This window comes from Lacinutrix venerupis (genome assembly GCF_003663945.1).
Lineage (GTDB): Bacteria > Bacteroidota > Bacteroidia > Flavobacteriales > Flavobacteriaceae > Lacinutrix > Lacinutrix venerupis.
Genome location: NZ_RCCH01000003.1, coordinates 74,274 through 90,389 on the forward strand (window position 1 = coordinate 74,274; position 16,116 = coordinate 90,389).

The window sequence follows — 16,116 nt, forward strand, 5'->3', positions numbered from 1 at the left end:
TTGTACATTGCATTTCTAATTTTATATTTCTTATCATGAAAAATATTTTATACCTATTTGCTATCTTTTTTTCAGTTCAATTTATTGATGCACAAGTCACTTATAAAAATTTTAATTCTGAATTATTAGGTGAAGCCAGAGAGGTGAAAATTCAACTACCAAGAAGCTATAATTCTAGTGACAAAAGTTACCCGATAGTTGTAGTTTTAGATGGAGATTATATGTTTGAAATAGTTGCAGGAAATGTAGAATATGCAGCATATTGGGAAGATATTCCAGAAGCTATAGTTGTAGGGATTAATCAGTTTAATAAACGTGATGATGATACGCTATATTCTGAGTTAAATTCTTTGCCAATGGAAACTGGTGCAGCTTTTTTCGATTTTATAGGCCAAGAGCTTATTCCGTATATCGAAAAAACCTACAGAACAGAAAAATTTAAAGTAGCAGTTGGGCATGGTATTACTGCAAATTTCATTAATTATTATTTGTTAAAAGAAATACCGTTATTTAATGCTTACGTAAGTTTAAGTCCAGATATGGCTCCAGATATGCAAGCTTTTTTAACCGAGAGACTTCCTAATATTACTACAAAAACATTTTATTATTTAGCTACTTCTAATAACGACGTTAAAGATATTCAAGCACAAACCGAGGCATTAAATACTGCTATAAAAGGTATAAATAACGAAAGTGTTTTAAGTACATTCGATAATTTTGAAGGACCTACACATTATTCTCTTCCAGCACACGCTATACCAAAGGCGTTAGAAGATATCTTTTTTGTTTTTAGACCAATATCTAAACAAGAATATAAAGACACTATTTTAAAATTAGAAGGTTCTCCAGTAGATTATTTAGTAGAAAAGTATGAAACAATTGAAGACCTTTTTGGTTTAAATAAGCAAATTCTTATTAACGATTTTAGAGCAATTGCTGCTGCAATTAAAAAAACCGAAAAGTATGAGTATTTTGAAGCTTTAGGGAAATTAGCAAGAAAAGAATATCCAAATACACTTTTAGGAAATTATTATTTAGGGCGTTTTTATGAAGAAACAGGGAACCCTAAAAAAGCAATGAAAACATATCAATCGGCTTATATTTTAGAAGAAGCTGGTGGTATTACAAAGGATCATGTTTTAGAGCTTTCAGAACAAATTAAAGCAGACTTTGGGTACTAATGGCAAAAGTTAAAACTACTTTTTTTTGTCAAAGTTGTGGTACGCAATATTCTAAATGGCAAGGACAATGTACAGCTTGTAAAGAGTGGAATACAATTGTAGAAGAGGTTGTGCAAAAACCAGAAAAAAACGATTGGAAAACATCAACAAATACTCAAAAACGTGTTTCGAAACCGTTAACAATAAAACAAATAGATTCATCTAAAGAAGCGAGATTAGATACTTTAGATGCAGAATTTAATCGCGTTTTAGGAGGCGGAATTGTACCAGGTTCCTTAACGCTTTTAGGTGGCGAACCAGGTATAGGTAAAAGTACATTACTGCTTCAAATATCTCTTAAATTACCATATAAAACACTTTATGTCTCTGGAGAAGAAAGCCAGAAACAAATAAAAATGCGTGCAGAACGTATTAATCCAGATAACGAAAGTTGTTACATTTTAACAGAAACAAAAACGCAGAATATATTTAAGCAAATTGAAGCTTTAGAACCAGATATTGTTATAATAGATTCCATTCAAACGCTGCATAGCGATTATATAGAATCGTCAAGCGGAAGTATTTCTCAAATAAAAGAATGCACTACGGAGCTTATTAAATTTGCTAAAGAAACTAATACACCTGTTGTTTTGATTGGTCATATTACAAAAGATGGCAACATTGCTGGACCAAAAATTTTAGAACACATGGTAGATACTGTGTTACAATTTGAAGGCGATCGTAATCACGTATTTAGAATTTTAAGAGCACAAAAAAACCGTTTTGGTTCCACGCATGAACTTGGTATTTACGAAATGCAAGGATCAGGTTTACGAGAAGTAAGTAACCCAAGCGAAATTTTAATTTCTAAAAAAGACGAAGAACTTTCTGGTAACGCAATTGCGGCAACTTTAGAAGGTATGCGACCTTTAATGATAGAAGTTCAAGCCTTGGTAAGTACAGCCGTTTATGGTACGCCACAACGAAGCGCAACTGGATTTAATGCAAAAAGACTAAACATGCTTTTAGCTGTTTTAGAGAAAAGAGCAGGTTTTCGTTTAGGTGCAAAGGATGTGTTTTTAAACATTACTGGTGGTATAAATGTAGACGATCCAGCAATAGACTTAGCGGTAGTAGCAGCAATATTATCTTCAAATGAAGACGAGGCATTACAAGCCAATTATTGTTTTGCGGCAGAGGTTGGTTTATCTGGAGAAATACGTCCGGTACAACGTGTAGAACAACGTATTCTTGAGGCCGAAAAACTAGGGTTTTCAGCCATATTTGTTTCAAAATATAATAAGATTTCTCTAAAAGATACTTCAATAAAAATTCAGCTAATTTCTAAGATTGAAGATTTGGTAAATTTTATAGTTTAAAATAAAAGCTTCAGTGTAATTTTATACTGAAGCTTTTTTTATACATAAAACCACTCTTTTAAACAGAATTTCTTAATTTCGCTTTTCATATTGAAATTATAAGAAATGAGCACAGGATTTCCTGAATATAAAGGACTTAACTTACCAAACGTAGCAAAAGAAATTTTAACGTATTGGCAAGAAAATAACATTTTCGAAAAAAGTATAACAACTAGAGAAAACGCAGAACCTTATGTGTTTTTCGAAGGTCCACCAAGTGCAAACGGTTTACCAGGAGTACACCACGTATTGGCGCGTGCTATAAAAGATATTTTTCCACGATATAAAACCATGAAAGGTTACCAAGTAAAGCGAAAAGCTGGTTGGGATACACATGGATTACCAATAGAACTTGGTGTAGAAAAAGAATTAGGTATTACAAAAGAAGATATTGGTAAAACCATTTCTGTAGAAGACTATAATGCAGCTTGCCGTAAAGCCGTAATGCGCTACACAGACGTTTGGAATAACTTAACTCAAAAAATGGGTTATTGGGTAGATATGGATGATCCATACATTACCTACGAACCAAAATATATGGAGTCTGTTTGGTGGTTGTTAAAAGAAATTTACTCTAAAAACTTGATGTATAAAGGTTATACAATACAGCCTTATTCACCAAAAGCAGGAACTGGTTTAAGCTCGCATGAGGTTAACCAACCTGGAGCTTACCAAGATGTTACAGACACTACAGTCGTTGCTCAATTTAAAGCCATAGAAAATACACTTCCAGATTTTTTACAAAACGAAGGCGATATTCATTTTATAGCTTGGACAACAACACCTTGGACATTGCCAAGTAATACAGCATTAACAGTAGGTCCAAAAATTGATTATGTTTTAGTAGAAACTTATAACCAATACACATTCAAACCTATGAATGTTATTTTGGCAAAACCTTTAGTTAATAAACAGTTTGATGGGAAATTTAAAAGAGTTGAAGAAAAAGCAACACTTTTAGAATATAAAGATGGCGATAAAAAAATTCCATATTTTGTAGTAAAAGAATTTAAAGGAAAAGACCTTGTTGGTATTAAATACGAACAGCTTTTACCATATGCCTTGCCAAATGACAATCCCGAAAATGCATTTAGAGTAATCTCTGGAGATTTTGTAACTACCGAAGACGGTACAGGTATTGTACACACAGCACCAACTTTTGGAGCAGATGATGCCTTAGTTGCAAAACAAGCAACACCAGAAGTGCCACCAATGTTGGTAAAAGATGAAAACGATAACTTAGTACCACTTGTAGATTTACAAGGTAAATTTAGACCAGAAATGGCAGAATTTGCTGGTAAGTACGTTAAAAACGAATATTATAAAGATGGAGAAGCGCCAGAACGTTCTATAGATGTTGAGCTAGCCATTAAATTAAAAGAAGAAAACAAAGCCTTTAAGGTAGAAAAATACAAGCACAACTACCCACATTGCTGGCGTACAGATAAACCAATATTGTACTATCCATTAGACTCTTGGTTTATTAAAATTACAGACGTAAAAGGTCGTATGCACGAACTTAATACAGGTATCAATTGGAAACCAAAATCAACAGGCGAAGGCCGTTTTGGTAACTGGATAGCAAACGCAAACGATTGGAATTTATCTCGATCTCGTTATTGGGGAATTCCATTACCAATATGGAGAACAGAAGATGGTAAAGAAGAAATTTGTATTGGTTCTGTTGAAGAATTAAAAGCCGAAATGAAACGTTCTGTTGAGGCTGGCATTATGAAGGCTGATATTTTTGAAGATTTTGAAGTTGGAAACAATTCTGAAGAAAACTACGCTAAGTTAGATCTTCATAAAAATATAGTTGATGATATTGTACTGGTTTCAAAAAGTGGGCAACCAATGAAACGTGAGGCAGATTTAATAGATGTTTGGTTCGACTCTGGTTCTATGCCTTATGCACAATGGCATTATCCTTTTGAAAACAAGGAAAAAATAGACGAAAACAAATCGTTTCCAGCAGATTTTATTGCCGAAGGTGTAGACCAAACACGTGGTTGGTTCTATACGCTTCATGCTATTGGAACTATGGTTTTCGATTCTGTAGCCTATAAAAATGTAGTGTCTAACGGATTGGTTTTAGATAAAAACGGACAGAAAATGTCTAAGCGTTTAGGTAATGCTACAGATCCTTTTGAAACTTTAGATACTTATGGAGCAGATGCCACACGTTGGTACATGATTGCAAACGCAAATCCGTGGGATAATTTAAAATTCGATTTAGATGGTATAGAAGAAGTAAAACGTAAGTTTTTTGGTACACTGTATAACACTTATTCTTTCTTTAGTTTATATACAAACTTAGATAAGTTTTCTTATGCAGAAGATGATATCGCTTTAAACGAAAGACCAGAATTAGACCGTTGGATTCTATCAGAATTACACACATTAATTCAAAAAGTAGATGAGTATTATGCAGAGTATGAACCTACAAAAGCAGCGCGTGCCATTTCAAACTTTACACAAGATTATTTAAGTAATTGGTATGTACGTTTAAGTAGAAGACGTTTCTGGAAAGGTGATTACCAGCAAGATAAAATTTCTGCTTACCAAACATTATACACTTGTATGTTAACCATAGCTAAACTTGGCGCACCAATTGCACCATTTTTTATGGATAAACTTTACTTAGATTTAACAAAAGCGACACATACAGAATCATTTGAAAGTATACATTTGGCAAAGTTTCCAGAGAGCGATAGTAGCTTTATAGATAAAGCCTTAGAACGTAAAATGGAAGCTGCGCAAACCATTTCATCTTTAGTGTTATCATTACGTGCTAAAGAGAAAATAAAAGTAAGACAACCATTACAAAAAATAATGATTCCTATAGATTCTAAAGAACAAAAGGAAGAGATTTTAGCAGTGGCAGATTTAATAAAAAGTGAAGTAAATATTAAAGAAGTTGAGCTTTTAGAAGATGCATCAGATATCTTGGTAAAACAAATTAAGCCTAATTTTAAAGCATTAGGACCACGTTTTGGTAAAGATATGAAGTTGATTGCCAGTGAGATAAGTAAAATGACATCAGAAGACATAAAAAAAATAGAACAAAATGGTAGTCTTGATGTCGATTGTAATGGAAAAATCATTAATTTGGAACTAAGTGATGTAGAGATTACATCGCAAGATATAGAAGGATGGCTTGTAGCAAATGAAGGAGCAATAACAGTAGCTCTAGACGTTACAATTACTGATGAATTACGCGAAGAAGGTATTGCACGTGAGCTCGTAAACCGTATTCAAAATTTACGTAAAGATTCCGGATTTGAAGTAACAGATAGAATTTCTGTACAATTGCAAGACGATAAACAAATTGCTCAAGCTGTAAAAACAAATTTAGAATATATCAAGGCAGAAACATTAACAGATAACCTTGATGTTGTAGAACAGATGGATAATGGTATAGATATTGCTTTCGATAATATAAATACAAAGTTATTTATCACAAAAAATTAATATTATGGCAACAGAAGAACATACAGTAAGATATTCTGATAAAGAATTAGAAAGGTTTAGAGCACTTATTCTTGAAAAAATAGATCATGCAAAACATGATTTAGAACTTATTAAAAGTGCTTATATGAATGATCATAACAATGGTACAGATGATACTTCTCCGCAATTTAAAGCGTTTGATGAGGGTAGTGCTGTAATGAGTAAGGAATCTAATTCTGCTTTAGCAATTAGGCAAGAGAAATTTATACGTGATCTTAAAAACGCTCTTATTAGAATAGAAAATAAAACTTATGGTGTTTGCCGTGTAACAGGTAAATTAATTAATCCTAAGCGTTTAGAATTAGTGCCTCATGCTACACTTAGTATTGAAGCTAAAAACATACAGAAATAATATTTAAAATATTTATTTATATAGAAAAACGCCAACTAATAAAGTTGGCGTTTTTTTATTTTGTTTAGAACCAAACGCTCCATGGAATTTTTGCTAGAACTAAAATTAAAGCTAAAGTATAAAATATAGCTAGTGGTTTTAATTTACCGGCTGAGGTTAATTTCTTTTTATGTTTAGAGTAACCTATTGTAATAAATGCAACTGCTAAAATCATTGCAACAGGATGCTCAACAACATTAGATCTTAAAACTGAATTGCCCATAATATCTTTCATTGACATTTCACTAAAATAGTCTTGTGTAAACCATAATATTATTCCAATTAATAATTGAATATGGGATACAATTAATGTAAATAAAGCGATTCTAAAATCTTTAGCCTCATATTCTTTTTTTCCAAAATACTTAATTAGTGCGTTTGCTGTAGCAATTATCATCATTATAAAAACCAGATATGCCCAGTACGAATGCAACATTTTAATCATAGTTAGTGTTTTTTAGTTGTTTAAACAAATGTAGTAATAATAAAGGCATAAAAAAACCGCTTCTTTAAAGGAAGCGGTTTTTAATTTTTATGTTATATTTTATTAACCTTCAGGATTAATGTCCCATTCTCCATTAAGTTTAATAAATGCCATTTGTTCTACACCGCTTGAACCGTCGTAGATAGCATAGCTTAATACGTATTTTTGTTCATCTTCAGCTCCAGGAGCTAATACGTTTTCTAATAAATCGATAAAAACAGTCTTCAACATCTCTTCACTCCAATAAGCAGGATCTGATGAACGTCTATCGAAATTAGAATATTGGTTTAAACTTGCAACTGGCTCTTCAAATCCAGGCGTAGTTCCATATTCACTAATAATATATGAAAACTCTGTACCAGTTAATGTAACTCTAATTGTATTATCTGGAACCCATGCTCCGTTATCGAATCCAAATTTTAAAGAAGTTTCGATTGTAGATTCATGAGCACTCCACATACCATCTGTAAACGTGTATAAATTCCCTCTTATTTGAGCTCCAGTAGAGCTAGAGTAGTAATCATAAATTACAAAAAGTTCTTCTTCTTCTTGACCGTAAGGGAAGTTTAACTCTAAGAACGTTGGTAAATAGTTGTCTGGTGACACAGAGCTACTAAAGTTATCATATTGACCTGGCTGTCCAGAACCTGTTCCCATTGAATCGAAATCTGCAGAGCTTAAATAATAAATATTATCAACAGCTTCCCAATTTCCACCAGAATAGATAAAGTATTCTCCTTTAGAGTTTGTTTCTCCTGTAGCACCAAGTGTTTTAATTGCTAAGTCTTGAATTCTCCAACGTGCTGCGTCTCCTTCATCTTCAGTAGGAGTAAGAGGGTCATCAGCTATAGAAGTGTATTTAAAAGCAATGTTAATTTGTTGTCCATCGTAAGCTGAAAAATCATAATCTTCAGATGAAGCCATATCCCCAGTTGCTGGATTAGCAAGTGTAATCTCATCCCAAGTTGCAGTTAAAACATCTCCAGAATAATCTGTAGATACTAAGATTTTAATTAAAGATGTATCTCCAGCGAAGTCTAATTCTTGAGTTATTTGAAACTTTAAGTTATCTTCTCCAGCTAAATCTACTGTAGGAGAAACTAACCACTCTACGTTAGAGTTTTGGTCTCCATCAAAATAACCGTTACCTTGAACATAACCACTTTCTGAAGTCCAAACAGCATCTGCTCCAGACTCTTCAACTGAAGTCCAACCTTCAAGACTTCCAACAAAATTATATTCTACTATACTTGCTAAACCTACTGTAGGTGTTTCTGTGTATTGGTCGTATTTTGCTAATACAATTTGTCCTTCCGTTGGAGCAGAAATTTGTGTTGCTAAAACATCTGGGATTTCAGATGTAGCATTTACATTTGGATAAAATCCAAAAGCATCACTACCTGTAGAAGCATAATCTGAATTAGTAAGCTCATAAATATCTGAATTTGTATAATCGCTTACACCTTCTGCATTACCAATATAAAGATTATAGTTTACTAAAACTGAAGAATTTTGTCCGTATAATGGATATAATTCTGATAATAAACTTGGAATAGAATCTTTTGCTTGCTCTTCAGAATCAAAATTTCCAAAACCTAAATTAAAATTTTCATAATCTTCATCTGTTAATGTGTATTCAAATTCACCAACATTTGCTGCTGCTGGTAAGGCATCAATTTCGTTATTGATGTCGTCTAGTGGATCACAACCTGTAAGGACTGCTCCAACTAATGCTAATAAATAAATTGCTTTTTTCATTTTTCTTTTTTTTTTAAAAATTAAGTTTCATCCCAACACTAAATGTTCTTCCAAAACCGTAATATACATTTGCTGCTCTTGCAGAAGAAGGTGCGATATAGTCTGCATCTCCAATAGATCCTTGTCCAGAACCATCTTGTGCATCTGCAATATATTCTGTATCAAATATATTGTTAATTCTTCCTGTTAAAGTAGCATCAAAACTTCCAAAACTAAAGTTGTGTCTTATAGCTGTATCAAAGATACCGTATGCTGGTACTTCCCAAGCGTCTGGTCCAACTTCTCCTCTATCACTAGGGTCGAATTGAGCATATAAGTTAGCGAAATAATTGTAATCTAATGTAAATGTTGTTTTTGGTGTTAACTTATAGTTTCCTCCAAGAGCTAAAGTTGTTTGTGCTGCATCACCTACGTGAAGGTCTTCAATAATAATATCAACAGTGTCTACTAATTCATTTGCTTCGTCACGAATTTCAACACCTTCAATATTGTTTTGCCATCTCCAATCTCCAATAGATGCCATACCTGTAAGTGTTAAGTTATCTGTTGCTTTATATCTTACATCTACTTCAATACCTTTGTGTAATGCATTTACTCCTAAGATGTTTGCAAAGGCGTTAGAACCGTCTTGTAATTGGAATCTAGCAACCTCTGTTCTGTCTTTCCAAGTTGTGTGGTAAAGGTTAATATTAGCTGATAATTTTTCTCCTCTAAAACCATATCCTAATTCAAAACTTGTAATTTTTTGGTTTTCTGCATTGTCATTAATATCAACATTGTTGTTACTAGCAAAAACTGCATTGAAATATGGTGCTTTTTCAAAATAACCAAGGTTTGCAAAAACATTGTGGTTTTCATCGATATTATAGTTAGCACCACCTTTAGCTCCATAACCAAAGAAGTTGTAAACATCTGTTTCTCTTAATGGGTCACTATCTAAGTATTGAAAACGGTCAATTCTTTTATATCCAGTATTAGAAGCTGATAATGATACGAATGCAGATAATTTATCTTTAGAGTATTCTGCTTGAGTAAAAGCACCTATCCAGTTTACTTTACCATCGTTATCATAAAATATTTTATCTCCAACTTGTGCTTGGTTATTTGGGTTGTTTACGTCACTATCATCTAATGCATATTGACCTCCAAGTAAATCTGTAACTTCTGTAAAGTGAATACCTTTATAGTTTCTGTAATCTAAACCACTTAAAAGAACGATATTATCTGATAAATCTGTTTTTAAAGTAGTTAATACTCCATACCATTTGTGATCGTTTCTAGACGCTCTTAAAAAAGATTCTGATCCATTAACACCAGCTGCTTGGTTTTCTGCTACAATTTTATCAAAATTGATAGTTCCTAAATTTCCAATTCTGTAATCGGCATTATCAAAAGAGAATTTACTACCATCTCCTCCGGTTCCACCTCCACCACCAGAACCAAACGATACGTATGCCGCTGTAGATAATGATGTTTTTTCAGAAATATCCCAATAGTGGTTTAAAGATATTTGAGGTTTGTGGTAAAAGTTATCTTCTGAGTGAGTTACTTGACCATTTTTGTATCCCCAATCTGAGTTGTATTTAATACCTCTTTCGCTAGCTCTATAAGTGTCTATAGAATGGCTACTTTGTCTTTGACCATGACGTTGTTTAGCACCAAAAGCAGTAAAAGATATTTTATGCTTATCGTTAATTTCTTTAGATAAGTTTATAAAGTAAGATACAGCATTAAACTCTGTACCATCTACGTAACCATCTCCATCTGTTTTTGCAGCAGAAATAGTTGCAGCAAAACCATTGTCCATAAGTCCTGTAGAATATGTTAATCCATATTTTTCAAAACCGTCATTACCTAAAGTTGTGTACACATTTCCTCCAGTTTCAACATCTGTAGTTTTAGAGATAATGTTAATAGTACCACCAACAGAAGGTACAGCTACTTTAGATGCTCCTAAACCTCTTTGTACTTGCATAGAGCTTGTAACATCTCCTAAACCAGCCCAGTTAGACCAGTATACTCTACCATTTTCCATGTCGTTTACTGGTACACCATTAATCATAACGGCTACGTTTTCAGAATCGAAACCACGTAAATTAATACGTCCATCTCCATAACCACCACCACTTTTAGTAGCGTAAACTCCTGGAGTAGACTTTAAAATTTCTGGAAATTCTTGTGTTCCTAATTTTAAAGAAATTTCACTAGCTCTTATAGTAGATACAGCAACAGGTGTTTTTCTGTCTACTGCTACAGAAGCTATAATGTTAACTTCTTGTAATCCAAATTCGCTAGGTGTTAATTTAATTTGCCCAAGGTCTTTATTACCTGTAATTGTAAACTCTTGAGATAGGTAACCTACATAAGATATAATTATTTTAGTATCTGTAGATTGAGTTACAATACTAAAATTACCATCGAAATCTGTAGAAATCCCATTAGAAGTTCCAGCTTCAAGGATATTTACACCTGGTAAAGGCATGTTATTTTCTGGTTCTAATACAGTACCTGTAACTGTACTTTGAGCCATAGTAAAAGCAGAGCTTAAAATAGCGACTGCAAAAAACAAAATTTTAATTGTGTTTTTCATTGTGTGGGATTAAAGTTATATTGTATAATTTTTTTGCAAAATTAGGCATAATTATAGCTTTTATATTAACTTAATGTTAACATATTTGGTTTGCAGCTAAAATATTATATAATTCACTGAAAATTAAATATTAAGAAGTTATTTTTTTAACAAATATTCAACAATATTTATCTAAAATTTTTAAAATATTCTAAAATATTTTGAGTAGAAGCGTCATGATTAACAGAAGTGTTAAACTTAATGTCTTTTAAAATGGTGCTAGCAAGTTGTTTGCCTAATTCTACACCAAATTGGTCATAGCTATATATATTCCAAATTATACCTTGTACAAATATTTTATGTTCGTACATTGCTATTAGTTTTCCTAAACTCTCCGGAGTTAATTTCTTTATAAAAATTGTATTTGTAGGTTTGTTTCCTTCAAATACTTTAAAAGGTAATAGCTCATTAATTTCAGCTTCTGATAAGTTTTTTTCTTTAAGTTCTTCTAACACCTCTTCTTTTGTTTTACCGTTTAAAAGAGCTTCGGTTTGAGCAATGTAGTTTGAAATTAACTTATCGTTATGGTCTTTGTTGCCATGAAGACTTTGAGCAAAACCAATAAAATCTGCAGGAATTAACTTTGTGCCTTGGTGTATAAGTTGAAAAAAGGCATGTTGTGAATTTGTACCTGGTTCTCCCCAAATTAATGTTCCTGTTTCGTAATTTACTCTATTTCCATTTCTGTCTATAGATTTTCCATTACTTTCCATAATGCCTTGCTGCAAATAAGTTGCAAACTGATTTAAGTATTGAGAATAAGCAATTACTGCTTCGCTCTCTGCTTTAAAAAAGTTATTATACCAAACGCTTATTAAAGCTAAAACAACTGGAATATTATTGCTGAATTCTTCGTTTTTAAAATGAATATCCATTGCGTTAGCTCCTTTTAATAATTTATTAAAATTATCGAAACCAACAGCTAAGCTTATTGTTAAACCTACGGCGCTCCATAAAGAAAAACGTCCACCAACCCAATTCCACATTGGAAATATATTGTTTTCGTCTATGCCAAAATCTTTTACTTTTTCAATATTTGTAGAAACCGCTACAAAATGTTTAGCAACATCATTTTGTGTTGCATGTTCAAGAAACCATTGTCGTATTGTTGTGGCATTAGATAATGTTTCTTGGGTTGTAAATGTTTTAGATACAATTACAAATAAAGTAGTTTCTGGATCAAGTTTTTTTAACACTTCGTTTACGTGATCTCCATCTACGTTACTTACAAAATGAGTGGTTAAATGATTTTTATAAAATTGAAGAGAATCTACAACCATTGCTGGTCCTAAGTCACTACCGCCAATACCAATATTTACAATATCTGTAAATGGCTTATTGGTGTATCCTTTTTTGTTTCCGTTTACAATTTCGTTAGTAAATGCTTCAATTTTAGTTTTTACTTTAAAAATTTCCGGCATTACATTTTTGCCATCTACCAAAACAGTATCTGTTTCTTTGCCTCTTAAAGCAGTATGTAAAACAGCTCTATTTTCTGTTTTGTTAATACTATCTCCAGAATAATATGATGCAATAGCTTCTTTTAATTTTACTTGGTCTACGAGGTCTAAAAGTAGTTTAAACGTCTCTTCTGTAATTCGATTTTTAGAAAAATCTACATAAAAGTCTTCCCAATTAATTGTGAACTTGTTTGCTCTATCTTTGTTTTTAGAGAATAGGTCTTTAATTTCTATTTCTTTTACTTTTTCAAAATGATTTTGAAGCGCTTTCCATGCGTCTGTAGTTGTTGGATTTATAGAAGGTAGTGCCATATTTGTTTTCTCTAAGTGATTAATTTTTGTTCTTGGAGGTTGTTTTTTAAACTATCAGATTTATTAGATTTTTGTGGGTAATCGAGTAATTCTAATTGTTTTTTTAAAGGTTTTATATATTCTAAAAACTTTACTTTTAAACTGTCTGAAATTGGTTTTGCTTCTGGTAGTTTTTCTTTAAAAGGATCGACTTGTTTTCCATTTTTCCAGAAACGATAACATACATGAGGACCAGAGGTATTACCAGTCATGCCTACATAACCTATAACTTCACCTTGTTTTACAAAATCTCCAACTTTAGCTTTACGTTTAGACATATGCAGGTATTGTGTAGTATAGGTAGCATTATGTTTAACTTTTACATAATTACCATTACCACCACGTCTTGCAGATTCTATAACTGTACCATTTGCTGTAGACATAATTGGAGTTCCTACTTTGGCAGCAAAATCTGTTCCTTTATGTGGTCTTACTCTGTTTCCGTATAAGGCTATTCGTCTTTTTAAATTATATCGAGATGATATACGACTAAAGCTAACAGGCGATTTTAAAAAGGCACGACGTAAATTTTTTGCTTCATCACTAAAATAATCTCTAATGCCTAAAACAGAATCTGTTTCAAATTCAAAAGCATAAAATGGTTCTTTGTTGTGTTCGAAATAGGCAGCTTTTACTTCGTGGATACCAGCGTAAATAGAATCGTCTATATATTTTTCGGTATAAATAACTTTAAACTTATCGTTTTTTTGAAGTCTAGAAAAGTCTATGGTCCAGGCATAAATATCACTCATTTTTAGGGCTAAAACAAATGGTTTACCTTCATCGTCCATAGATTGTGATATGTTTGATGTTATTATTCCTGAAGCTGTTTTTTCAACATATTTAATAGGTTTGTAACTTGTATATGCTTTAATAGAATCTTGAAAATCTACTACAACATAACGCTCTTTTGTAGGTTGATAGATAAAACATTTTGGTGTTTGTAATGAATCGTTATCACACAGTAAAGTATAAGGTTTACCTAAATGAAGTTTTGTAATATCAAAACTATCTTTAGTTTGCTCTGCTATTTGATATATTTTAGAGTAGCTTAAATTGTTTTTTTGAAGAATATCACCAAAAGTATCTCCTTTTCTTATGGTGTCTTTTTTTACAATATATTCGTTTAAGTTAAATCCAAATTCGTAAATTTCTTCGGGTTGTTCAACTAATACAGTATCTAAAGATTCGTTATTTTCAGCATCTTCTTTACAACTAAAAAAAGATATTAAACATATTAATATTATTAAATATTTTTTCCCCAATCTTCTAATTCCTTTTGGCTCCATAAATCTGGAAAGAATATTCTTCTTTGATATTTTGGATGCATATATTTTACCCATTCGCTTCCTCCTGTCGCTTCTGCTGTTTTACCACCAATATTAAGATAATGGTTAGCTGTGTTATAATGTGCCATTACCCATGTAATATTTACAGTATAGTCGTAATGACGCATTGCTTTAATTAAATCTTGATCTTCTCTAACCTCTTGTGGTAATCTTTTAAAGATGGTCCACAAATTATGTGTGTTATAGAACTCTGCAAATCTAATAAATTCGTCTTTGTATTTCTCTTCGAAAACTGTTAATGTATAGGATTTTTTTCCTGTTTTGTAGTCTTTTCCTGCTGCTTGCCAATATAAATGTTCGAATGCGTGCTCGAAAGATGTGTTACGGTCTATTGTTTCTCTAAAGCGATTGTCTATTAAATTTATTAGTTCGGTAGAGGCAAATTCGATTTTTCGATATTGTGCACTTTGAAAACCACTTGCAGGAGTTAACGTGTTTCTAAACTTATTGTATTGTTCTACATCCATACCGTCCTTCATCACGGTGAATGATGAAGTAAGTACATCGAAATAACGACTTATACGCATAATTTTAGTTTCGAAAAAAGCAGCTGTAATATCTTCTTTTTTAGCAACTTGGTCAATTTCCCAAAGAATCATTTTAAACAACAATTCGTTGACTTGATGGTACATTAAAAATACCATTTCATCTGGTAACGTTGTACGTTGTACTTGAAGGTTTAGTAGTGCATCGGTTTGAATGTAATCCCAATAATCTATTGGTTTGCTATGTAGTAAGCCTTCTAAATGTGTGTTTACATTTTGGTCTAATGCTCTGTATTTATCGTTTAGTTGGTCGGTTATTTTGTTGTCTAAATTCATTTTAATTATCAAAAATAATTTTAAATGGATGTTTTAATCCTTTAAAAGATTCAAGATCAGCTCTTAAAGAGCCAACTGCTAAATCTGCTTTGATTCGTAAAGGTACTTTATTTTTATCTTTTGAAACCCATAGTGTTAAACTTTCTTCTTCTTTAAATACTCGACCAGCCATAACGTAAGGCCTAAATTTTAGAGTTGCTACTTTACCAAATTCTGTTTTAATTATTTCTTCGCCTAAATATTTTAGCTTAAAGCCATAATTTTCTTCGTCGAAAAACATATCGGTTTTTATTTCGTCTCCTATTTTTAATGTAGAAGCATCAATATTATTCCTTAAATAATAGTACATGGAAACCATGTCTTGAACATTTGGTTTTGTAGTTATTGTTTTTTTAGTATTGTGTTTTTTATTGTGAACTAAGGCTGTATTTGCATTATGGTCGAAATTTATTTCAATATTTTTTTTGTGTCCTCCTTCATCAATATTTCTTATAAATCTATATGGAATTAATTTTTCTGTGTCAAAATAGCTTTCATAACGGTCTGTAACTTTAAAAAACCATTTAATCATTCCGGTAGTCCAGCCTTTTCCAACAACATGAAACACAGGTTTTCCTTCTAATTTTGTTTTATTAACAGATAGTGTTGCATTTCCTGCCTTAAGAAAGTTGCTATAGCTCATTTTAAATTTAAACCATTCACCGTCTTGAAAAGCACTTTCTTGAGCAGATGCTAGGTTTATAGAGGCTATTGCGATTAGTATAAGTAGTAATTTTTTCATAATG

General features: G+C 32.1%; 11 protein-coding genes. 4 read left to right on the plus strand and 7 right to left on the minus strand.

All coding sequences use genetic code 11. The features are described 5' to 3' along the window. The first annotated feature begins 35 nt into the window (after positions 1 to 35). The 4 genes from CLV86_RS05065 (at position 36) to CLV86_RS05080 (ending at position 6,440) form a co-directional block, all read left to right on the plus strand. On the plus strand, positions 36 to 1,181 hold the full coding sequence (locus CLV86_RS05065; protein ID WP_121050405.1) for an alpha/beta hydrolase: 1,146 nt from the start codon (positions 36 to 38) through the stop codon (positions 1,179 to 1,181). Further along, a complete protein-coding gene (gene radA / locus CLV86_RS05070; protein WP_121050408.1) occupies positions 1,181 to 2,539 on the plus strand; it encodes a DNA repair protein RadA in 1,359 nt (452 codons plus the stop codon). The genes CLV86_RS05065 and radA overlap by 1 nt, the downstream gene beginning before the upstream one ends. Positions 2,540 to 2,644: 105 nt before the next feature. Next, complete coding sequence (gene ileS / locus CLV86_RS05075) at positions 2,645 to 6,049, plus strand: isoleucine--tRNA ligase (RefSeq protein WP_121050411.1); 3,405 nt, start codon at positions 2,645 to 2,647, stop codon at positions 6,047 to 6,049. A 4-nt stretch (positions 6,050 to 6,053) separates the two neighbouring features. Next, positions 6,054 to 6,440 (plus strand): TraR/DksA family transcriptional regulator, encoded by a 387-nt coding sequence (locus CLV86_RS05080; protein ID WP_076731733.1) that lies wholly within the window; start codon positions 6,054 to 6,056, stop codon positions 6,438 to 6,440. 64 nt (positions 6,441 to 6,504) lie between these two features. Here CLV86_RS05080 and CLV86_RS05085 read toward each other — a convergent pair whose 3' ends face one another. From CLV86_RS05085 to CLV86_RS05115, 7 genes are all read right to left on the minus strand, one after another. Beyond that, complete coding sequence (locus CLV86_RS05085) at positions 6,505 to 6,924, minus strand: hypothetical protein (RefSeq protein ID WP_076731734.1); 420 nt, start codon at positions 6,922 to 6,924, stop codon at positions 6,505 to 6,507. Positions 6,925 to 7,026: 102 nt separating this feature from the next. Beyond that, positions 7,027 to 8,721 carry a choice-of-anchor J domain-containing protein gene (locus CLV86_RS05090; RefSeq protein WP_121050414.1) on the minus strand — a complete coding sequence of 565 codons (1,695 nt, stop codon included), beginning with the start codon at positions 8,719 to 8,721 and terminating at the stop codon, positions 7,027 to 7,029. A gap of 13 nt (positions 8,722 to 8,734) precedes the next feature. Beyond that, positions 8,735 to 11,311, minus strand: a complete 2,577-nt coding sequence (locus CLV86_RS05095; protein WP_121050417.1) for a TonB-dependent receptor — start codon at positions 11,309 to 11,311, stop codon at positions 8,735 to 8,737. Positions 11,312 to 11,478: 167 nt separating this feature from the next. Then, positions 11,479 to 13,122 (minus strand): glucose-6-phosphate isomerase, encoded by a 1,644-nt coding sequence (gene pgi, locus CLV86_RS05100; protein WP_121050420.1) that lies wholly within the window; start codon positions 13,120 to 13,122, stop codon positions 11,479 to 11,481. Between the two features lie 11 nt (positions 13,123 to 13,133). Then, complete coding sequence (locus tag CLV86_RS05105) at positions 13,134 to 14,450, minus strand: M23 family metallopeptidase (protein WP_121050423.1); 1,317 nt, start codon at positions 14,448 to 14,450, stop codon at positions 13,134 to 13,136. After that, positions 14,408 to 15,331: a tryptophan 2,3-dioxygenase family protein gene (locus tag CLV86_RS05110; RefSeq protein ID WP_076731739.1), complete on the minus strand. Its 924-nt coding sequence runs from the start codon at positions 15,329 to 15,331 to the stop codon at positions 14,408 to 14,410. The genes CLV86_RS05105 and CLV86_RS05110 overlap by 43 nt, the downstream gene beginning before the upstream one ends. Before the next feature lies 1 nt (position 15,332). Next, positions 15,333 to 16,112 carry a DUF3108 domain-containing protein gene (locus CLV86_RS05115; RefSeq protein ID WP_121050426.1) on the minus strand — a complete coding sequence of 260 codons (780 nt, stop codon included), beginning with the start codon at positions 16,110 to 16,112 and terminating at the stop codon, positions 15,333 to 15,335. Positions 16,113 to 16,116: the final 4 nt, after the last annotated feature.

Coding starts and splice junctions, on each gene's coding strand:
- CLV86_RS05065 (WP_121050405.1), top strand. CDS start 36: ATGAAAAATATTTTATACCTATTTGCTATCTTTTTTTCAGTTCAATTT.
- radA (WP_121050408.1), top strand. CDS start 1,181: ATGGCAAAAGTTAAAACTACTTTTTTTTGTCAAAGTTGTGGTACGCAA.
- ileS (WP_121050411.1), top strand. CDS start 2,645: ATGAGCACAGGATTTCCTGAATATAAAGGACTTAACTTACCAAACGTA.
- CLV86_RS05080 (WP_076731733.1), top strand. CDS start 6,054: ATGGCAACAGAAGAACATACAGTAAGATATTCTGATAAAGAATTAGAA.
- CLV86_RS05085 (WP_076731734.1), bottom strand. CDS start 6,924: ATGATTAAAATGTTGCATTCGTACTGGGCATATCTGGTTTTTATAATG.
- CLV86_RS05090 (WP_121050414.1), bottom strand. CDS start 8,721: ATGAAAAAAGCAATTTATTTATTAGCATTAGTTGGAGCAGTCCTTACA.
- CLV86_RS05095 (WP_121050417.1), bottom strand. CDS start 11,311: ATGAAAAACACAATTAAAATTTTGTTTTTTGCAGTCGCTATTTTAAGC.
- pgi (WP_121050420.1), bottom strand. CDS start 13,122: ATGGCACTACCTTCTATAAATCCAACAACTACAGACGCATGGAAAGCG.
- CLV86_RS05105 (WP_121050423.1), bottom strand. CDS start 14,450: ATGGAGCCAAAAGGAATTAGAAGATTGGGGAAAAAATATTTAATAATA.
- CLV86_RS05110 (WP_076731739.1), bottom strand. CDS start 15,331: ATGAATTTAGACAACAAAATAACCGACCAACTAAACGATAAATACAGA.
- CLV86_RS05115 (WP_121050426.1), bottom strand. CDS start 16,112: ATGAAAAAATTACTACTTATACTAATCGCAATAGCCTCTATAAACCTA.